This window comes from Ligilactobacillus murinus, assembly GCF_003288115.1.
GTDB lineage: Bacteria > Bacillota > Bacilli > Lactobacillales > Lactobacillaceae > Ligilactobacillus > Ligilactobacillus murinus.
In genome coordinates this window covers 741,208-761,211 of record NZ_CP023565.1, presented here as the reverse complement: position 1 = coordinate 761,211, position 20,004 = coordinate 741,208, and the positions used below count along the sequence as shown (strand labels likewise).

The window sequence follows — 20,004 nt, the reverse complement described above, 5'->3', positions numbered from 1 at the left end:
GAGGTTTTTTAAGAAGTGAAGTTACCAGAAGATTTTAAGAAAAAATATCAAGCTCTGTTGGGTGCCCAAGCCCCAGCCTTCTTTGAAAGTTTATCTGGCGAAGTACAAAAGGGCTTTCGACTTAATCCGTTAAAAGATAACTATAAAAAAGTTACTAATTCACTGGACGAACCGGTTGAATATGTTACGACCGGTTATGTAGGCGAAGTTAGTGGAAAGACGTTGGAGCATCAAGCAGGGTATATATATAGCCAAGATCTAAGTGCAATGTATGTCGGTGAGGTGGTCAAAGCTAAGCCAGGCGAGAAGATCTTAGACCTTTGTGCTGCACCTGGGGGAAAATCGACGCAGATCATTGAAAAGATGGCAAATCGAGGTCTATTAGTTTCAAATGAGATCAATAAGAAACGGGCTTTGATCTTAGCTGAGAATATGGAACGGACTGGGGCACGAAATTCGATCGTCTTAAATGAAGATCCAGCTACCTTGGCTCAAAACTTTAAAGCCTATTTTGATAAGATCGTAGTTGATGCGCCTTGCTCAGGTGAAGGAATGTTTCGCAAAGATCCACATGCGATCACATATTGGCATGCAATTTATCCAGCGCAATGTGCTAAGCGTCAGCGTGAGATCTTAACTGAAGCGGTAAAAATGTTAGCGGTTGGTGGTGAATTGATCTACTCAACTTGTACATTTGCGCCTGAAGAAGATGAACAGATCATCAGCTGGTTATTACAAGAATATCCTTACTTTGAGATCGTGCCTTTACAAAAGTATACTGGCATGGACAGTGGGATCCCAGCTTGGGGCAATGATGAGCCCACACTAACAGGGACCATTCGCTTGATGCCACATCACTTTAAAGGTGAGGGGCATTTTATCGCTAAATTACGTGATACGCGACCAGTACAGGTTGTAAAAACTAAGAAAAATAAGCGTAAAAAGCAAAATAAAGCAAGCTTGACCCAAGAGCAAGTTGCTTTATGGAAAGAATTTTCAGCTAATTTCTTAAAGCAAGATCTCTTCAAAGTAACTGAATTGCAATGCTACGGCGACCATCTTTATTATTACAATAAAAATTGGCCTGACATATCACGCTTAAAGTTTATGCGTCCGGGGTTATTGCTTGGCATCTTTAAGAAAAAGCGTTTTGAACCTAGCTATACACTGGCTTTATCCTTAAGTGCAACGGAAACAGATCAAAAATTAGCGTTGACCTATGAGCAATGGCAACAATATGTGGCAGGTAATACAGTGACTGTGACCACGCCCCATAAGAATGGGTGGTATTTATTGATCTGTGATGATAAACCCTTTGCATTTGGCAAAGTCGTCAATGGTACGGTCAAAAACTTCTTCCCTAAAGGCTTACGTTTTAGTTTTGAATAAGACAAGGTAGTCATGCTGTATAAATAATGAGGGACCTATCAGGATGCAAACACATCGTGATAGGTCCCTCATTTTTGCTAGTTTAGATATTTTTCTTTGAGGTCTTTTATAACTTCAGCGGTAAACTCAGCATCGAATTTTTGACTGATAAAATAACCTACGAAATACGGTGATACGATAAAACGTGGAACTACTTTACAGTAGAGTTTATCGGTCAATTTATAAAAGAAGAGGTTATAAGCTTCGCAACGGCCATCATTAAAGTCAGCGAGTAAATATGAAACGACTTCTTTGATATAGTCAGCTGCAGGTGTGATACTTTTTTCATCAAAACTGATGTTAAATTCCAAGAAGCCCATGATGGGGTGATCGGAGATGTTAAGCGTTGCCCCAGCTTTAGTTGCGACCGTATCACCACTAAAGTAAGCTGGGGCGATCTCCCGGTAACCATCGGCCTCTAAAAGTCCAACGATCTGCATGTGCGGGTGTGAAAGCGAACCGCCAGAAAGTTTACCATAGTTTTTATACAGCAAAACACTTTTATATTTAGGATCATTATAAAATACTTTCCACTGTTTGATCGCATAAGCTAGAATATTTTGCCATTCTTCAGGCTCATAATTAGAGATATTACCATCGTGTTTAGCAGATTCGATCAAAACGAATTGATCGGTCTTTTCGAGTGTAGGATATTTATTTTTTAAAAAAATCATCGCACCTTGTTGATCGTAAATATCAGTTAAATGTCCAACGTCACAAAAAGGACAACTGGACTCAGCTACTTTTGATAACCGCTTCTGTTTACCGATACTACGATTGAATGTCAACAGACTATTTGTTTCCATAAAATATTCACCTGATCCTTACTTGTCATAGGCTAAATTATAACATAACTTAAAAAGTTTAAATACGTGAGGAAATGATTTGATTGTGTAAAACCTAAATAATAATTGTATTTTTTTGTAAAATGTTGTAACATAATTGTAATAATTCAATTAGAGGTGCGATATGAAATACAAGACCAAAGTTATACTCTATGTTGGAATTGCGATGTTAGCTTTTATTGGTGGTGCTTATTTTATCTATCAACAGCGGACCCATTTCAATGAAAATGTTACGATCAATGGGATCAATGTTGGTGGCTTGAATGCTAAAGAGGCACAAGAAAAGCTAGCTGCAGCTAAAGTTGAAAAGAAGGTCTATCTTAACAAGCAATTGATCTATACAGCAGAGCCGACCGAATCAGAATTTAGCTCAAAAGATCTAGCAAAATTTGAAGCTATCTTGAAAAAACAAGCCACGACTTTACCAAATGACAAAAAGATCAATTATACTTTGACTCCAGCTAAAGTTGATGGTAAAAAAGTGGCTTCGCTAAAAGCAAATGTAGAAGCAAAACTAAATGAGGCTGATCAGTCACGAAAAGCACCAGTTGATGCTTATGCGATCTTAGAAGGAGATAAAGTCAAGGTCGTCAAAGAACAAACAGGAAACAAATACGATGTTTCAGCGATCTTAAAAGAGTTCAGCCAAAAAGAAGGCAATAAAGATATCTATCTGACAGCTAAATACTTAAAGCCAGTCAAAGAAAACAGTGCGATTGTTAAACAAGAGGAAAAGAAACTAAAAGAATTGACCGGTAAAAAGATCACGTACACGGTACAAAAAACAGAATATGAGTTAACGACAGCGGATATTTTAACCTCAGCTCGGTATCAAGCTGGGAAATATCAATTCGATACGCAAGCGTTAAAGAATAAAGTGGTCGAGATCAATCAAAAACAAGCCACCTTAAATAAGAGCTTAGCTTTTAAGACAAGTGAAGGAAATGAGATAAGCGTTCCGGCTGGGACCTATGGCTGGGCGATCAGCGCTTATAAAGCTGAAAAGACTTTGACAAAAGCTCTGGAAAATGGTGAAACAAAAGTTGATGCCAAGCGTGATATCTACGGTGAAGGCTATGACACACGTGGCACAGGCTACGATACAACAACTAATGGTGGGATCGGTAACACTTATGTTGAAGTTTCGATCGAAAAACAACATTTGTGGGCTTATCGTGATGGTCAACAAGTCGTTTCCATCGATGTTGTGACGGGGACCCAAAGTACACATAATGATGGCACTATGTCCCGTCAAGTATACAGATCAAATAGATAAAAATTTTAGGCGGCTTGGTTGCGGAATTGTTCCGCGGTCAAGCCGTTTTTGCTTGTGTAAGCGCGTTTGGTATTAAAGTATTCAATGGCTCCTTTGACGAGTTGTTCTAGCTCTGCTAGCGTCTTAGGACGAGGGTGTTTGTTAATCCAGATTAGCTTGAAGTCATTCCACCAACGCTCTATGGGTGAGTTTTCCCAAGGATGACCGGGGTGCGACATACTATGAATACAATTTTTAGAGGCTAAGTAGTCGTTGAACATACTTGAGCAGTAAGCTGACCCGCGGTCAGTATGGATCATTGGTTGCGCATCAGGTTCAACCGTAAAAGCACGATTAAAGGTTTCAATTACTGCTGATGAAGTTTCTGTGTCTGAAATATTGTAGCTTAAAGCGTAACGACCATATAAATCTAAAATAACGTGTACTCGTACTTTATGAAGTGTGTGTTCGCCGTAGGCTACTTCCGTTGTGTCGGTAACCCACACTTCATTTTTAGTTTCACGGTCGAATTGTCCCTGCAATAAGTTGTCATTGATGTATTCTTCATGGCGTTGAATTCGATTGCGCTTCTTCTTCCTAATATTTGCTCTAATTCCATGCTTACGCATGCAGTTAGTTATTCGTTTTAATCCAGCGGTAAAGCTTAAACGGTTTTCAAAGCTTAACTGTGTAGTCATCGCTAAATATCCCAGCGTCCAATTATGTTCTTCTTCTAACTCTACAATCGCTTCAAGTAACTCTGCTTGCTCATTATGATATTGACTTGGCTTTCGATTGAGCCATTTGTAATAACCATCTCGCGAAGAATCAGCTATTTTACACAACTGGCTAATTGACCATCCATTTTCTTGATTTAGTTCTTTGATGGCTTGGTACCGGAGTCCTTTTCCACCTCCCGATTGCGTATTTCTGTTAATTTTTTTGCGAATGCAATCTCCATCTCTTGCTTTTCTAGCTGAGCCCTTAATAAGCGATTCTCTGCCTTGAGTCGGTCAACTTCCGTCCACTTCTCTTCTGGCTTAGCTTTGCCTCGGCGATCACGAAGTGATTCTGGGTCATTACCGCTTTTGCGATACTTTTGATACCAGCCATAAACTTGTTGGTAACTAATATGGTATTTTTCAACTGCCCAATTGTAGTTCACATCATGCTTAATCAACTCTTCAATGATAGTAAGTCGTTCTTCAAAGTCAGTCTTTCGTCCACTCATTTTTGAATCTCGCTTTCTTGGCGTATAGGCCTTTAAGTTAGATTCATTATACTGCATAATCCAATCTGATAGTTGTGTTTTGGACTTTAGCCCATGCTTGATCGCGAATATTTCAAGCGACGCGTCTGATTTTTGATACTGTTGGACCAAAGATAATTTAAATTCCTTTGAATATCTATGATTATTGTGAGTAGATCGTAAGCCATCAATGCCCTGATATTCATATAGATACCCCCAAGTTCTAATAGTTTTCTTGCCCACTGCATACTTTTTAGCCACCTCACTAATATTAGAACGGGTTAGTTCATTTAGTATAGCTAATTTTTGTTCTGCACTGTATCTTGATTTCCTAGACATATAAAATACCCTCCAAGTATAAGATGAATTTTCTATTTCATCTGTATACTTAGAGGGCATTATAGCCGATACACCTAAGGGAGTCTTTTATGTTATGTATAAACAAACAAAGACGATCTTACGGGGATCAAGAGCTGATGGGGCAGCTTATGCTAGTCCAGTAGAATATTGGGTGCCATTTACTTTAGACGGTTGTGGTTTTCATGATGCAGATTGGCGGAAAAATTGGTCAAACACAGCTTATCTTAAAGAAGGTTCTTTAGGGTGTGTCAATATGAAACCAAGTGAAGCGGCTAATGTTTTCAATAATTTGAGTCAAAGTGAACCAGTTGTTATCTACTAAAAAATAATGCATGAGACGATACGATCTGTGCTATATAAACGACCAGGCCTCCATGATGGATCTGCATCGTGGGGGCCTGGTCGTTTGCATTGTTTGTGAAGATCTTATCTGTTTATGAGTGTTTTTGATACCAAGCTAGTGAACTGAGTGCTTGCGCTACATTTGACTGTTGCACTTTAAGTAAGTTTACTCGGGCAAAGATCGCATGTTTAGCTAAGTTGATCTCGCGAGCTAAACCAGGTTCGGCTAATTTAGGTTCAAAGAAAGTGTTGAAATCGGCATAAAGTTCGGGTGAGCTGAGCGTTTTGCCGATCACGGTGATATAGGTAGTAAATTCCATGTCTCCACCTACAGTTTCTTCTAACCAATTCCAATTTTGTTTGAGCCAAGCCCAAGCCAGTTTTTGCCCGACCGGATTGGCTAAGATCTCTTCTAGCCAAGCTCTGAGATCTTGGGGCTTGATGACAGCCGGATCTTTGAAATTAGCTAATAATTCGGTCAATTGCGCTACTTTAGGTGAGCTAGTCAAAGCTTGTCTGAGATCTACCTTATAGCTAGGATCGACACTTTGTTGGTATTCCTTGAAAAATTCAGTGAAACAAGCATCTGAATTGTGATTTACTAGCATATTTTTAAGTGCCACGCCTCGGATCTCAGCTGGTAGTTTAGCCCAATCAGTCTTAGTTGGAGGGAAATATAATTGTTCATCTACGACCTGCTTGACTTTAGCGTAAAGTTCAGTCTTTAAAAGTAGTGGTTGTATCAATTCTTGGTCTAGCTGAGAAAAACTCGCTGGTTCTTGGCTAAGGCTGGCCTTTAAAATACTTGTAAAACTGACCACTAAAGTACACAGCTCATCATGTGCAGTAGTGTCTGAGCCAACAAAGAGTTTTAAGAGATCTAATAATTGCAGTAAAGCTCGTGTAACTAATTGGCTATGATCATTTTTGAAGTTAGCCGCTAATTCAAGGACTTGGGGCAATGAAATAACTTGAGCTTGAGCCAATAAAACTAGATCTTGCAGTAAACTAAAACGGGTGAGTGTATCCGTTTGGGGTGATTTTTTTAGAAGATCACCTAAGAGCTCAGGACTGTAAGCAACGATAAAATGTGCGTTATTGTTCACATTTAATTGTAAAGTAGAGCCATGTTTTTGTCTTAGACTAGTATAGTCTTTGAGGATCAAACGTTTTTGAGTCATTAAAGCGGGTAATTCAGGGTAATTACTCATCAAGGGGATCGGCCATAGTTGGTCGGACGTTACACTAGGATCAGTAAAGAATTGCCGCTGTTCGAGCAAAAGATCGTTCCCTATTTTTTTAACACTAACTACCGGATAACCAGGGCAATTGAGCCAAGTAGACATTATTTTTGGAAGATCAAGCTCTGTTTTTTGCGTTAAAGCTTGCCAAAGATCAGCCCCAGTGGCGTTACCATAGGCATGACTGGCAAAATATTGTTTTAATCCTAGGCGTAAGGCAGTATCACCGATCAAGGCGCGGACCATAACAAGCATGCGGGCTCCTTTAGCATAAACGATCGCACTATCAAAGAGTGCATCGATCTCGGCCGGATCTTCGACTGGCGTATAGATGGACTGGACTCCAGCTAAAGCATCCCGGTTCAAAGCTAATGGGACTTCGGTACTTTGAAAAGTTTGCCAGATCTTCCAGCTTGGTTCTAGCGCATCGATGCAAACATACTCCATCATATTGGCAAAGCTTTCATTTAACCACAGATCATCCCACCATTTCATCGTTACTAGATCGCCAAACCATTGATGTGCCAATTCATGTGCAATCACAGTTGCGACCCTTTGTTTGGTCTCTAAAGTCGTATTGTCGGGGTCTAGCAAAAGATAGGCTTCTCGATAAGTAATGATCCCCCAATTTTCCATCGCACCGGCTGAAAAATCTGGCAAAGCCACTTGCCAAGAATGTGAGAGCGGATAAGGAGTTTGGTAGTAGTCTTCAAAGAAATCAAGGGCACGTTTGGCAATATCTAAAGCAAAATCTAATTCTTTTGGCTGGTGAGCTTTAGTTGAAAACACACCTACTTTGATCCCAGAAGTAGTCGTAGTGGTTTTGCTTTGCAGTTCTCCTAAAACAAAGCAGACAAGGTAAGTTGACATTTTAGGAGTCGTTTCAAAATAATGGACCCCAGCGCTAACACTTTTTTCTGGCATATTGCTTAAGACTTGTTCACCTGGCTGTTCATCGAATTTTATAGCCAGATCAAAAGTCGCTTTGGCGTCAGGTTCATCGACACAGACAAAGGCTTCTCGGGCTGCATCAGTTTCAAATTGCGTCCCGATCAATTGCTTTTTTTGCCCTGCTAACTCGTAGTAAGAAGGGTAGATCCCCATCATTGTATCAGTCAACTTTGCAGTATATGTAATTTCTAAAGTGACTTTTCCAGTAAAGCCAAGTTCTAGATAAAGGGCATCTTTTGTTTCATCAAGGTTAAAGGCGTGAGGTTGCCCATTGACTAAGACTTCAGTGATCTGAAGTTTTTTTTGATGAAGCCAAACGGTCTCAGTTAAAGCCAAACCAGTGATCGTTGTTTTACCAAAGAAATGTTTTTGTTGGCGATCTAAGTCAAAATAAAGATCGTAGTTTTGTGGTTTGAATGTTGTTGCAAAATGCATAAGCTCACCTTCTAAATATAAGTTAGTGCCAATTATATTCTTTTTTTGTCAAAATTAAAAGTAACTCTTTAAAATATAAAAAAACCGCTCCAGTTAGGAACGGTATTACTTTAAAGTTGTGATCTGAAAGCCAGTAATTCAGCTGATAAAACGTAAGGCGCTTGTTGTAATTCAGTAATATTTTTACAGCCTACTAATAGCATGATCTGCGCCAATTGTTGTTTGAGGTCTTCGATCAATGCGATCAAACCGGTAGTGTCTTCTTTTAAGAGAGTGTGTAAAAATAAGCCTGAGATCCCCACATTATCTGCTCCTAGCGCAATACATTTAGCGATATCTAATGCATTTCTGATCCCACCAGAAGCTGTAAAAGAAAAATCAGCTTTATAGGGCTGAGCTGCTAGTAAGACCTCAGCTGTCGTCAAACCAAGATCGGTCAAAAAGTGATATTCTTTTCGTTTACGGCGTTCATTTTCGATCGCAATAAAATTAGTTCCACCTTTTCCGGAAAGGTCGACATACTTGACGTGACATTGTTTTAACTTGGCTAAAGCAAGTGGTGAGATCCCACCGCCAACTTCTTTAACGATCACAGGGACAGCTAAATTTTGGGTGACCTGCTTTAAATTTTCTAACCAGTAGAAACTACGGTCACCTTCAGGCATAACTAATTCCTGGGCCGCATTTAAATGTAATTCCAAGGCATCAGCAGACAGCATGGCGACCGCTTTTTGACAATTTTCTAAAGGGTGGTCAGCCCCAAGATTACCGATCACCATATTTTCTGGGAGCAAAGCCCGTAAAGTTGTGAAACCTTGGGCATATTTAGGGGCTTTGAGTCCGACACTTTGCGAGCCAGTTGCCATAGCTAGCCCGGTCTTGTTTGCAACATAGGCTAATTTTTCATTTATTTTATCGGTTTGAGGACTCCCACCAGTCATTGCGTTGATAAAGAAAGGGTAAGCTACCTGTTTTCCAGCCAATGTAGTCGTGAGCGTTATCTCATCTAGTCCAAGCTCTGGTAAGGTCGCAGGTAAGAGGCGGACTTGATCTAAACCATTATCAGCAATGGGGCGGTATTGTTTTTCAGCAATAAAAACATGTTCATCTTTACGGTGTGCGTGGATATCCATCGGCTCAGCTCCTGTCTAAAGTAGAGTAAATATTAAAGGGAAGTGGAGTGATCCCAGCTTGTCTCCAAGCGCTTAAGAGCTCATTTAAAGGGCGCTCTTTAGCCAAAATAGCGATCCCACAATCCCCACCACCAGCACCTGAAGTTTTAGCTTGACCACCAAATTTTTGGGCTAAGGTGATCAGCTGATGTAATTTAGGGGTCTCGATGGTCACTTGGGAAAATGTTTCAAGTGAGCGCAATAATTCGCGATCACGTGCCAGTTGTTGCATGATCATTTCCAGATCTTGTTGCTTGAAAGCAGCGATCATTTGGGAAACACAGAGCATACTTTGTTCTAGAAAATAGTCATATTTACGTTGGCGTTCCTCTTTTGAGAGCGCAACTTCATTGACTAGATTGGAAGTTGAAGCAGGTGAACCAGTCCAACCGATCAAAAGGCGCAATCGTGGTGGCGCCTTAAGAGGTTCGATCTGCAGTTTAGGCCAAGTGAGCTTTAATAATTCGGTCAGGGAATGGTCTTTTAATGCTTGGAGCAACCATGAACGATCAAAGGAATGATAGGCGATCCAGCCACCAAAGCTACTAGCTGCAATATCACCTAGTGAACCATTTTTTTGAACGAGATAATGAGCGCTGGCTGCGAGCTTGAAGATCTCAAGGGGAGTCAGCGCTAATTTGTAGTAGGCAGCCAGCGCTTTGACTGTGGCAACAGTAACGGCTGCTGAAGAACCTAGGCCATATTTTTTGCCATCAGGGCTATCTAGATCACTATCAAGTTGTAATTTGAAAGTCGATAGCTGGCAATTTTGTTCTTTAGCATAGCGTTCAGTCAGTTCGATGGCTTTGAGGACATAGGCAAATTTTGAGGTCGCTTGGGCCGTTTGCAGTTGATCGTTTTTACGTGTCCAAGAGATATCTTGACCTAGCAATTGTTTTGAGGACACTAGACCTTGCTTGGCTTGACTGATCGTGGCATAAACGAATTGATCGACTGCAATCAAAATAGCCGGTTGTCCAGGTTCAACAACGGCATATTCACCAGCAATATAGAGTTTTCCTGGAGCTTTTACAGTAGGCAAAAAATCAATTCCTTTCCGAATTTTTAATTTCTAAGATCTCTGCGCCAGGACCAGCTGAGGCGACTAAAAGTTGCTCGTTTGAAAATTCTTGACTTAATGAATCTACGATAGCTTTAAGATCTTTTCCTTGACAGATGACCTTGACATTAGGCCCAGCATCCATCGTGTAGTAACACTCTAGCCCTTGATCACGCAATTGCTCGACAAGTTGCATTGCTTTTAGACTTTCAGCTTCAAAATAGTTAAAGTGTGGTGTCGCACTAAGATTTAAAGCGTGCATACACATAGCATTACCTTCTGCGATCTTACCTAATTGTGTAAAATCTTTTTCCGCGATCGCTTGTTTGAGTGCTAAGAGATCTTCTTTTGAACGTTTTACCCAAGCTGAATAGTAAGGTGAAGTATGGACAACAGTTTGCATGCCAGCGCGTGAAGCGATCTTTTTTTGTTTATCGTTGACAACGATCGCGATCATTTTTAGATCCCAATCTAAATTTTCCACCAAAGGAACTGCATATGATGTCTGATCAGAATCACCTTTTTGCCACTCCACAAAACCACCATAGATCGAGCGACAAGCAGAACCAGAACCACGACGAGCTAAGCGTGATAAGTCTTTAGAGTTAAGATCTAATCCCAAAGCTTTGCTGCCAGCTAAAGCTAAGGCAGCATAAGCACTCGCAGAAGAGGCTAATCCAGCCATAGTCGGGACGTGGTTAGTCGATTCGACTCGTGCAAAAAGTTGGCTAGCAGCCATTTGCCGAATAATGTCCAAAAATTTAGTGATCTTAGTTGTTTTTTGGGCTTGACCGTTGAGTGTGAACTGGTCAGCTGTCAAAGTTGGATCGAATTGGACAGTCGTATCGGTGTAAAAATGGTCCAACGTCAAAGAAAGGGAATTGTTTTGCGGGATGATGAGTTCCTCATCTGCTTTGCCCCAATATTTAACAAGTGCGATATTTGTATGTGCACGAGCAGTTACTTTAGGTGTTTTCATCTGATATTACCTATATAAATGTGTTGGTCTAATGACCAGAAAGCGATATAGTTTTCCTTTCATAGTGCTACATTGATAACTATATATGATCAGTCACACATTTTTAGCTTTCTAACTGATGATCATTTTTTGAGTGGTTCGATCCAAGCTGCGATCGCGCCGTTAGCGAGCAAAAGATCGGAGAGTTGCTTGGCTGAGCGCTGATCTTTGACAAGACAGATAAAACAACCTCCACGGCCACCACCAGTCAATTTAGCGCCTAAAGCTCCATTTTGCAAAGCTAGTTCGATCAACTTATCTAGCGTTGGCTCGCTGACATCTAATTGCCTTAAATATTTTTGGGCTGCATTTAGCGTCTGACCTAGACCTAAAACGTCATTTTGTGCTAATTGTTTGCGTGCTTGCCAGCTTAAATCTCCGATCGCTGTGATCATGTTTTTAGTCGCAGTAGGTGTAGCTTGAAGTTTTTCTTTGACAGTTGCGATCGCTTGCGAAGTCTGACCTTTGATACCACTATCACATATCACCAAATAAGCATCTAGCTCAAGTGGGATCGGGTCGATCGTTTGGTCACGGATCATCCAGATCGGAGTGGCCGAAGAGGTCGTCGCTGCATCTAAGCCACTTGGATTTTTATGTGTATCTTTTTCAGCCACATCAGCAAGTTTTAAGAGCGTTTGATGATCAAGTTCTAGAGAAAATAGATCGTACATCGCGCGGATGATCGCTACTGCGACTGAGGCTGATGAGCCCATCCCGCGTTCGATCGGTAATTGGCTAGTTACCTGAAGCGTAAAGCCGATCTCTTTATTTTGTTGAGTCAAGATATACATGACTAAATGTTTGATCCCCTGCATAAATTCGGGGACTTCAGCGATCGGACCCGTATAGTAACTACTTTCTAGTATTTGTTGGTCATCTTGGCGCAAAGTCATCTTAGCATGAGTCTTAAGTGTTTTTAGTGGTAAAGCGATCGCTGGTTGCCCGTATACGACCGCATGCTCACCGATCAAAATGATCTTAGCATGACTAAAACCTTGGCCGGTCTTTTTTTGTGTGCTAAGCAAAAAGAGCACCCTTTCTATCGTGTCTATTCTAAATATTTACAATGAAAAACATTGCAATTTCAAACTAAATTATACCATACCGCTAAATAAGGATGGATAAGTCTCAAACTAGATTATACCTGTTTAGTGTTTAGGCGACAAGTTTAGACCGGTAATTAAGGATAGTTCGATCAAAACGAGCTGATCACTGGTTATTTATTTTTAAACTGAGTGTGATAGAATTATTGTCAGAAAGATTATTTAAAGTCGGTGATGATAAATGACTAAATCAAAAACCTATGCAGTAGTTGATCTTGAGATGACGACCCCTGCATTGGATGGAACTGGAAGAATTATCCAATTTAGTTGTACTTTTATTGAAAATGGAAAAATCTCAGATACTTTTAGCACGTTGATCGATCCACAATGTCCGATCCCACCAGAAGTACAAAAGCTGACCGGGATCAAGAACAGTGATGTTTCCAAAGCACCATTATTCAGTGATGTAGCGGATACGATCTATGCATTGTTACAGGATACAGTTTTTGTAGCGCATAATATCATGCAGGATTATCGCTTTTTAAATGCAGAGTTTGAGCGTGCGGGCTATCCTGAACTTGAATTAAAGGGGATCGATACGGTGCAGTTGGCTCAGATCTTATTGCCGACGCAACCTTCATATCGATTAGTTGATCTGGGTAACTATCTTGGGATCAAGCATGAACGCCCGCATCAAGCAGATAGTGATACCTATGTTACGGCAGAGTTATTTTTGCTCTTGCAGAAACGTTTAGAATTGTTACCACTAAGTGTTTTACAAACTTTATGTAATTTGAGTGGTGCGTTACTTTATGATACAGCAGAGTGTTTTAAAGAAGCATATGCTAAGCAAAGAAAAAAAGCCCAGCCGTTAGCTAAAAAATGGATGCAGATCGAAGACTTGGTTATTTTGAGGCCAAATTTCAAGACAAGGGATAATATAGCCCTGACATTTCCTAAGACTAAAGAAGAACAAGAACAACTCTTTTCAGGAAGTATCGAGTGGCGTGATGAGCAAGTCAAAATGATGTCTACGATCGCCGATTTCTTTGATGATCCAAACGAACGGCGCTTGTTACTTGAAGCACCGACTGGGATGGGAAAGACTTTGGGGTATTTAGTGCCGGCCGCATACGCTTCGACCCAAGACAAGCGTATCGTGATCAGTACGGCAACAACAGCCCTTCAAGCCCAACTGGCAGAAGAGATCGATCTGACCTTGAAAAATCTTTTCCCATTTGATCTTGATGTCGTTGTTTTAAAAGGAAATCGTCATTATATCGATCTAGATAAGTTTTGGCGTTCGTTGAAACAACCGTACAATAAAAATTCGCGTTTATTACAGATGCGTTTGATCGTTTGGTTATTACAGACCAAGACCGGTGATCTTGATGAGCTTAGATTGACGACACGGCAAGATCCTTTATTTGCTAATATCGAGCATACTGGTTTTGATAGTTTAGAGCCAACCAGTCCATTTTATCGCGTCGATTATCTCCGCTTAAATGAGATCGCCAAAGAAAACGCCTCATTTATCATTACAAATCATGCATATCTATTGACCCATGCCACTGATTTTAAGGGCAATGACTTGGAATTGATCGTTGATGAAGCTCAAAATCTCCCAGCTACAGTAGCTAAAAGTGTTCAGCAAGTTTTGGATTTTGATGAGATCAAGATCCTCTGTGATAGTATGTTAGTCAAAATGGAGTCGCAGATCTCATTTTCATTTGAACAATTGATCGAGCAAAGTCTGTTGACTAAAAAACAATACCATGCTCTTTTAAAAGATCTCCAAGTGTTAGATCATGATATGTGGGGTCTGAGGGCTGCTTTTATGCGAAGATTCCTAAGATTCCGACAAAATGGGATCACTGAGCAACCATTAACTGAAAAGAAGTTTTTGGGATTTTTAAAGGAACATTATGGTGTGATCAATAAGATAACTCGCGCCTATGACGGTTTTTTACAGCAATTTGTGTGGCTACAAAAAGTTTTTTTCAAAGCCAGCCGTTTAGAACAGATCGATCAAACGGCGACGTTATACTTATTGGATTTCTTTAGATTAGCTTCGCAATTAGTGACAGCTTTTGAGCCCTGGCAAAAATTAGCCTTTACGGATCTTGAAGCTAACCAAACTAAGCAATTGATCTGGTTGAGTATCGCTGAACAAGAAACTGCACATTTACGTTTACACTTCAGCTATTTAGATGGAGCTGACTTCTTACAAAGTAAAGTGTATCCAAAGTTTGAACATGTATTGTTTTTAGGTGCAGGTTTATTTACAAAGCAGACTCATGCTTATACGTTAAAACAATTAGACCTACCTAAAGATACGCGTTTATTGAGCTACCAAGGTAATTTTGACTATCAAAAAACCTTAGCGTTGATCGCAAAGGACGCGCCTAATGTTGGTGCGACTGAAAATGAGGAATATGTTAAGTACCTAGCTAAGACTATTTATGATCTAACTGCTAAAAATCAATGTCAGACAATGATCTTATTCAATTCATTAGATGAACTTGAACGAACTTATGAGTATCTAGCAGTCTTAGGTCTTACCAAAGAAAGAGAAGTTTTAGCTCAAGGTGTCAATGGAAGTCCCGAAAAGCTAAAGAAACGTTTTACCTTGAATCAAAATCAAACGGCGATCTTGCTTGCGACGGGGACATTTTTTGAAGGGATAGATCTACCCGAAAAATTATTAGAGCTTTTAGTGATCGTACGTTTACCATTTCAAGCACCTAATACCTTATTTAATCAAGTTCGATATGAGCGTGCACGCCAAGTCGGCGATGATCCGTTTACGACATTAGCTTTACCTGAAGCAGTTTTGCGGCTAAAACAGGGCTTTGGTCGCTTGATCCGGACGCCAAATGATCGTGGAGCTTTTATTTTATTAGATTCAAGGATCTTGACTAAGCGTTATGGTAAAGAATTTAAGCAGGTCTTCCCAGATAAATTAGAATTACGCCCAGTTTTGACAGCTGAGATCCCGAAATTAGTTGCTGATTTTTTACATGACAAACAGCGCTAACTTGGTATAATTGAAATAAACAGTTTTTGACTAGAGGAAGGAATTTATGAAGCGGACAACGAGGATCAAAAAGAAAACAAAGCATCGTTTGTGGTATCTCGGAGTTTTGACCGTCTTGGTATTAGTGCTCGTCATTTTCAACTTGGCACTTTCGCCTATGAGAAATGCCAAAAAGCAAGCAACGCAATTAGCACAACAATACGCTGGCTTAAAAGAAGAGACGGCCTTTTATCACTACAATCGAAATCATACTTATTACACGGTCGCAGGAACTAATGACAAAAAACAAAAAATTTATGCCATCGTTGCACAAAATGGTAAGAAGATCAACGTTTACCAGCAAAACGAAGGGATCTCTGAAGCAAGTGCCAAAAAGATCGCTCAGCAAACTGGGAATGTGAAAAAGATCACCCATACTGCTTTAGGGATGCATAAGAATAAACCAGTCTGGGAAATAAGTTATCTCAATTCCTACGGCAATCTTTGTTATGATCTACTTGATTTTAAAACAGGAAAAGTTGTTAAAACGATCCAAAATATTTAATTAAAGGGGCTATTCAAGATGGAATTATCAAAAAGAGTACAAAATGTTTCACCCTCAGCAACTTTAGCTTTGTCAGCTAAGGCAAAGCAATTACAAAAAGACGGCTATGATGTTAAAAATTTAACTGCTGGTGAGCCTAATTTCAATACGCCAGAACATATCAAAAAAGCAGCGATCCAAGCGATCCAAGCGGGAAAATCAGATTTTTACACCGCTACTTTAGGGATCGTTGAATTACGCAAGGCGATCGCTAAAGCAACTAATGCTCAATATCACACTGATTATACGTTTGAAAATGTTGCTGTTACAGTAGGGGGAAAATTCTCTTTATATGCGGTCAGCCAAACGATCCTTGATCCAGGCGATGAAGTCTTGATCCCCTTGCCATATTGGGTCAGTTATAGTGAACAAGTCAAGTTAGCTGAAGGTAAGCCAGTTTTTGTACTGCCTGAAACTAAGAGCTTAAAGGTAACGGTAGCTGCTCTTGAAGCTAAACGAACTGAAAAAACGAAGGCCGTGATCATTAACTCACCACAAAACCCTTCTGGTGTCATTTACACTAGAGCTGAGTTAGAAGCGATCGGAAATTGGGCCGTAAAAAATAATATCTGGCTAATTGCTGATGACATGTATAATAAGTTAGTTTATAATGGAAACAGCTTTGTTTCTTTAGTTGAACTTTCAGAAGCAATCAAGCAGCAAACGATATTGATCAATGGTTTTTCTAAAACGTACTCGATGACTGGGTGGCGTGTGGGCTATACTTTGGCGAAGAAAGAATTGATCGCTAAGTTAGGTACTGTGGTCGGGCATGCGACTGGAAATCTTTCGGCGGTCAGCCAATATGCAGCCTTAGCAGCTTTGGAACAAGATCAAGCTTGTGTTGAAGAGATGCGCCAAGCGTATGAAACACGACTAAATGAGATCTATCCTTTAGTGGAGAAGATCCCTGGTTTCGAGCTGACAGCTAAGCCAGAAGGTGCCTTTTACCTATTCCCTAACATTCAAAAAGCTTTAAAAGCAACGGGATTTAGTGATGCATCAAGTTTTGCTGATGCCTTATTGAGCGAGGCCTTTGTTGCTGTAGTTCCAGGGGAAGCCTTTGGAATGCCCGGACATATTCGTTTGAGTTATGCAACTTCGCTTGAAGATCTGCGTGAGGCGATCGTGCGAATAGAAAAATTTGTTGAAAAATATAGTAAATAAAATAGGAGGAAAAATTTAGTGGAAACTATCAGTATTATTAACGCTAAAGACTATGTTGACCAAAAAGTAAGAATTGGAGTTTGGTTGACTAATAAGCGCTCCAGCGGTAAAATCGCCTTTTTACAGCTGCGCGACGGAACAGCTTATTTTCAAGGAGTCGTAGTTAAGAATAATGTTTCTGAAGATGTATTTAAGCTTGCAAAAGAAGTAAGACAAGAAGCAAGTATGTACGTCACAGGTACGATCCATGAAGATACACGCTCACACTTTGGCTATGAGATCGAAATTGAAGATATTGAACTGGTAGGTCAAAGTGAAGACTATCCGATAACTCCTAAAGAACACGGGACAGATTTCTTGATGGATCATCGTCATCTTTGGTTGCGTTCGAAGCGTCAATTTGCGATCATGAAGATCAGAAACGAAATGATCCGTGCAACTTATGAATTCTTCAACAAAGAAGGGTTCATCAAGTTGGATTCACCGATCTTGACCGGTAGTGCTCCTGAAGGCACAACAGAATTGTTCCATACTGAATATTTTGAAAAAGATGCTTATCTTTCACAATCAGGTCAGCTTTATGCTGAAGCTGGGGCAATGGCTTATGGTAAAGTCTTTACTTTCGGGCCAACATTTAGAGCGGAAAAATCCAAGACACGTCGTCATTTGATCGAATTTTGGATGATCGAACCAGAAATGGCATTTATGCATCAAGAAGAAAGTTTAGAGATCCAAGAACGCTATATTGCTTACTTGGTTGAAAAAGTACTTGAAAATTGTGACTACGAACTTGATATTTTAGGACGAGATAAGGAAGTCCTAAAGCGCTATACGCAACTACCTTATCCACGCATTTCCTATGATGATGCGATCAAATTATTACAAGAATCAGGTAAATTCCCAGATGTAAAATGGGGCGAAGATTTCGGTTCGCCAGAAGAAACTTATTTGGCAGAACACTTCAGCAAACCTGTTTTTGTGTTGAACTACCCTAAAGCGATCAAACCGTTTTACATGAAACCACATCCAACTAGAGAAGACTTAGTTGTGTGTGCTGATTTGTTAGCGCCAGAAGGCTATGGTGAGATCATCGGTGGTTCTGAGCGTGCGACCGATCCAGAATATTTAGCAAAACAAATTGAAGATGCAGGTTTAAATAAAGCTGATTATGAATGGTACTTAGATCTACGGCGCTACGGTAGTGTACCACACTCTGGCTTTGGACTTGGTCTGGAACGTGCGGTAACTTGGATCACAGGTGAAGACCATATCCGGGAAGCTATTCCATTCCCACGTTTATTAAACCGGATCTACCCATAATAGTTGGTGGGCTGCGGGACATGACCGAGTGTTGTGTCCTGTTTTTTACTTAAAAAGGAAGATCAAGATGGATAAAATAATACGAAAATATTTAGCTGCTGGACAAATGACAGTTTCCAATCTATTGTTGAATAATTATCGTCAGTTAGGACTAGATGAAGCTGAGTTTATCTTGATGTTACAGCTCATGAGTCGAACGCAGCAGGGAAACGCGATCGATCTAACTGAACTTTCACAAAGTATGCAGCTTGATACTAGTAAGCTGGGAAATTTATTGCGTAATTTGATCGAAAAAAAATTTCTTAGATTAACGACAGCAACTGATGTGGCGGGACGTAAGTATGACAAGTATGATTTTACGCTACTTTACGAGAAATTATTTGCTTTAGAACAAAATGAAGTAACAGCTGAACTAACACAAAACAAAACGACCAGTAAGCAAGAAGTTTATAAAAATATTGAGGTCGAATTTGGCCGGCTTTTGACCCCGATGGAACTACAAACGATCGATAGTTGGCTCAATACAGAGAATTATTCACCCGAATTGATCGTTTTAGCTTTACGTGAGGCCGTTTTAAATCAGGTTTACAGTTTGAAGTATATTGATAAGATCTTATTGAGCTGGGAAAAGCAAAACATCAAAACTAGTGCCGATGTGCAACGATTACGCCAACAGCGCCGACAAGAAATGGCTAAAAAAGCACAACCAACTGCACCTAAGCAAAATAAAGCTAAGCCAAGTATTCCAATGTATGATTGGTCAGGAGGGATCGATGATGCTAAGTAGTGAAGAAACGACACATGCGATCGAAGTCATGGGTGAAATGTTTCCCAATGCCACAACATCGTTGACGAAGACAGATCCGTATCACTTTATGCTTTCAGTGATATTGAGTGCCCAAACTACTGACAAAGCTGTTAACTTGGTCACACCAGCTTTATTTGAACGCTATAAGGATCCTGTTGACTTAGCGAATGCGAGCCAAGCAGAAGTTGAAAGCTATATCAAAACGATCGGTCTATATCGCAATAAGGCGCGCTTTTTGATCAAATGCTCACAGGAACTGGTCGAACGCTTTGATGGGGTCGTCCCTAAAACTAGAAAAGAGCTGATGAGCTTAAGTGGGGTCGGACGCAAAACAGCGGATGTGGTTTTAGCTGAATGCTTTGGGATCCCAGCATTTGCAGTTGATACCCATGTCAGTCGCGTTGCTAAACGTTTAGGGATGGTCCCAGCTGATAGTGATGTTTTAACGATCGAAAAGATCTTAATGCAAAAAGTCCCACAAGATCTATGGATCAAAGGACATCACCGGATGATATTTTGGGGACGATACCAATGCATGGCAAGAAATCCGAAGTGTAGTTCTTGTCCACTATTAGATATTTGCCCAGAAGGCCGATCAAGAGTGTAAAAACCGAACATAATTAGTGATAAAGATATAATTTTAATAAAAAAACAAACAACATAATGAATTTTTATGTAAAATATGGT

17 protein-coding genes are annotated in these 20,004 nt (G+C 40.2%); 9 read left to right on the top strand and 8 right to left on the bottom strand.

Going from position 1 to position 20,004, the window contains the following annotated elements:
* Positions 1–15: 15 nt before the first annotated feature.
* Positions 16–1,389 (top strand): RsmB/NOP family class I SAM-dependent RNA methyltransferase, encoded by a 1,374-nt coding sequence (locus CPS94_RS03760; RefSeq protein ID WP_112194988.1) that lies wholly within the window; start codon positions 16–18, stop codon positions 1,387–1,389.
* Positions 1,390–1,466: 77 nt separating this feature from the next.
* On the opposite strand, the gene CPS94_RS03755 is transcribed toward CPS94_RS03760, so the two are convergent.
* On the bottom strand, positions 1,467–2,234 hold the full coding sequence (locus CPS94_RS03755; RefSeq protein WP_112194990.1) for a DUF4931 domain-containing protein: 768 nt from the start codon (positions 2,232–2,234) through the stop codon (positions 1,467–1,469).
* Positions 2,235–2,397: 163 nt separating this feature from the next.
* Here CPS94_RS03755 and CPS94_RS03750 point away from each other — a divergent pair, with 163 nt between their 5' ends.
* The gene (locus CPS94_RS03750; RefSeq protein ID WP_238145382.1) at positions 2,398–3,549 is read left to right on the top strand and encodes a L,D-transpeptidase family protein; all 1,152 of its coding nucleotides are present in this window, start codon (positions 2,398–2,400) and stop codon (positions 3,547–3,549) included.
* A 5-nt stretch (positions 3,550–3,554) separates the two neighbouring features.
* Here CPS94_RS03750 and CPS94_RS03745 read toward each other — a convergent pair whose 3' ends face one another.
* Positions 3,555–4,466 carry an IS3 family transposase gene (locus CPS94_RS03745; RefSeq protein ID WP_112193163.1) on the bottom strand — a complete coding sequence of 304 codons (912 nt, stop codon included), beginning with the start codon at positions 4,464–4,466 and terminating at the stop codon, positions 3,555–3,557.
* On the bottom strand, positions 4,403–5,116 hold the full coding sequence (locus CPS94_RS03740; RefSeq protein ID WP_191981800.1) for a helix-turn-helix domain-containing protein: 714 nt from the start codon (positions 5,114–5,116) through the stop codon (positions 4,403–4,405). The genes CPS94_RS03745 and CPS94_RS03740 overlap by 64 nt, the downstream gene beginning before the upstream one ends.
* A gap of 94 nt (positions 5,117–5,210) precedes the next feature.
* Between CPS94_RS03740 and CPS94_RS03735 the strand changes: the two genes are divergently transcribed.
* Positions 5,211–5,459, top strand: coding sequence for a L,D-transpeptidase (locus tag CPS94_RS03735; protein ID WP_407936377.1), 249 nt, complete (start codon positions 5,211–5,213; stop codon positions 5,457–5,459).
* A gap of 112 nt (positions 5,460–5,571) precedes the next feature.
* Here CPS94_RS03735 and CPS94_RS03730 read toward each other — a convergent pair whose 3' ends face one another.
* The 5 genes from CPS94_RS03730 to mvk all read right to left on the bottom strand — a co-directional run bounded on the left by CPS94_RS03730 (position 5,572) and on the right by mvk (position 12,384).
* Positions 5,572–8,106, bottom strand: coding sequence for a M1 family metallopeptidase (locus CPS94_RS03730; RefSeq protein WP_112194994.1), 2,535 nt, complete (start codon positions 8,104–8,106; stop codon positions 5,572–5,574).
* 110 nt (positions 8,107–8,216) lie between these two features.
* Positions 8,217–9,239, bottom strand: coding sequence for a type 2 isopentenyl-diphosphate Delta-isomerase (fni, locus tag CPS94_RS03725; RefSeq protein WP_112194996.1), 1,023 nt, complete (start codon positions 9,237–9,239; stop codon positions 8,217–8,219).
* 4 nt (positions 9,240–9,243) lie between these two features.
* Positions 9,244–10,320: a phosphomevalonate kinase gene (locus CPS94_RS03720; RefSeq protein ID WP_004047823.1), complete on the bottom strand. Its 1,077-nt coding sequence runs from the start codon at positions 10,318–10,320 to the stop codon at positions 9,244–9,246.
* 4 nt (positions 10,321–10,324) lie between these two features.
* The gene (gene mvaD / locus CPS94_RS03715) at positions 10,325–11,317 is read right to left on the bottom strand and encodes a diphosphomevalonate decarboxylase (protein ID WP_112194998.1); all 993 of its coding nucleotides are present in this window, start codon (positions 11,315–11,317) and stop codon (positions 10,325–10,327) included.
* A 122-nt stretch (positions 11,318–11,439) separates the two neighbouring features.
* Entirely contained in the window at positions 11,440–12,384 is a 945-nt protein-coding gene (gene mvk, locus CPS94_RS03710) for a mevalonate kinase (protein WP_112195000.1), read from the bottom strand.
* 259 nt (positions 12,385–12,643) lie between these two features.
* Between mvk and CPS94_RS03705 the strand changes: the two genes are divergently transcribed.
* The 6 genes from CPS94_RS03705 to nth all read left to right on the top strand — a co-directional run bounded on the left by CPS94_RS03705 (position 12,644) and on the right by nth (position 19,924).
* Positions 12,644–15,439, top strand: a complete 2,796-nt coding sequence (locus tag CPS94_RS03705; RefSeq protein WP_112195002.1) for a helicase C-terminal domain-containing protein — start codon at positions 12,644–12,646, stop codon at positions 15,437–15,439.
* A gap of 46 nt (positions 15,440–15,485) precedes the next feature.
* A complete protein-coding gene (locus CPS94_RS03700; RefSeq protein ID WP_112286370.1) occupies positions 15,486–15,983 on the top strand; it encodes a cell wall elongation regulator TseB-like domain-containing protein in 498 nt (165 codons plus the stop codon).
* 18 nt (positions 15,984–16,001) lie between these two features.
* Entirely contained in the window at positions 16,002–17,189 is a 1,188-nt protein-coding gene (locus CPS94_RS03695) for a pyridoxal phosphate-dependent aminotransferase (protein WP_112195006.1), read from the top strand.
* 18 nt (positions 17,190–17,207) lie between these two features.
* Positions 17,208–18,509, top strand: coding sequence for an asparagine--tRNA ligase (gene asnS, locus CPS94_RS03690; protein WP_004047811.1), 1,302 nt, complete (start codon positions 17,208–17,210; stop codon positions 18,507–18,509).
* Positions 18,510–18,576: 67 nt separating this feature from the next.
* A complete protein-coding gene (locus tag CPS94_RS03685; protein ID WP_112195008.1) occupies positions 18,577–19,296 on the top strand; it encodes a DnaD domain-containing protein in 720 nt (239 codons plus the stop codon).
* Positions 19,286–19,924, top strand: coding sequence for an endonuclease III (nth, locus tag CPS94_RS03680; protein WP_039935994.1), 639 nt, complete (start codon positions 19,286–19,288; stop codon positions 19,922–19,924). Before CPS94_RS03685 ends, nth begins: the two co-directional genes overlap by 11 nt.
* The last annotated feature ends 80 nt before the right edge of the window (positions 19,925–20,004 follow it).

Coding starts and splice junctions, on each gene's coding strand:
- CPS94_RS03700 (WP_112286370.1), top strand. CDS start 15,486: ATGAAGCGGACAACGAGGATCAAAAAGAAAACAAAGCATCGTTTGTGG.
- CPS94_RS03705 (WP_112195002.1), top strand. CDS start 12,644: ATGACTAAATCAAAAACCTATGCAGTAGTTGATCTTGAGATGACGACC.
- CPS94_RS03750 (WP_238145382.1), top strand. CDS start 2,398: ATGAAATACAAGACCAAAGTTATACTCTATGTTGGAATTGCGATGTTA.
- CPS94_RS03730 (WP_112194994.1), bottom strand. CDS start 8,106: ATGCATTTTGCAACAACATTCAAACCACAAAACTACGATCTTTATTTT.
- CPS94_RS03755 (WP_112194990.1), bottom strand. CDS start 2,234: ATGGAAACAAATAGTCTGTTGACATTCAATCGTAGTATCGGTAAACAG.
- CPS94_RS03685 (WP_112195008.1), top strand. CDS start 18,577: ATGGATAAAATAATACGAAAATATTTAGCTGCTGGACAAATGACAGTT.
- nth (WP_039935994.1), top strand. CDS start 19,286: ATGCTAAGTAGTGAAGAAACGACACATGCGATCGAAGTCATGGGTGAA.
- CPS94_RS03695 (WP_112195006.1), top strand. CDS start 16,002: ATGGAATTATCAAAAAGAGTACAAAATGTTTCACCCTCAGCAACTTTA.
- CPS94_RS03735 (WP_407936377.1), top strand. CDS start 5,211: ATGTATAAACAAACAAAGACGATCTTACGGGGATCAAGAGCTGATGGG.
- fni (WP_112194996.1), bottom strand. CDS start 9,239: ATGGATATCCACGCACACCGTAAAGATGAACATGTTTTTATTGCTGAA.
- CPS94_RS03740 (WP_191981800.1), bottom strand. CDS start 5,116: ATGTCTAGGAAATCAAGATACAGTGCAGAACAAAAATTAGCTATACTA.
- mvaD (WP_112194998.1), bottom strand. CDS start 11,317: ATGAAAACACCTAAAGTAACTGCTCGTGCACATACAAATATCGCACTT.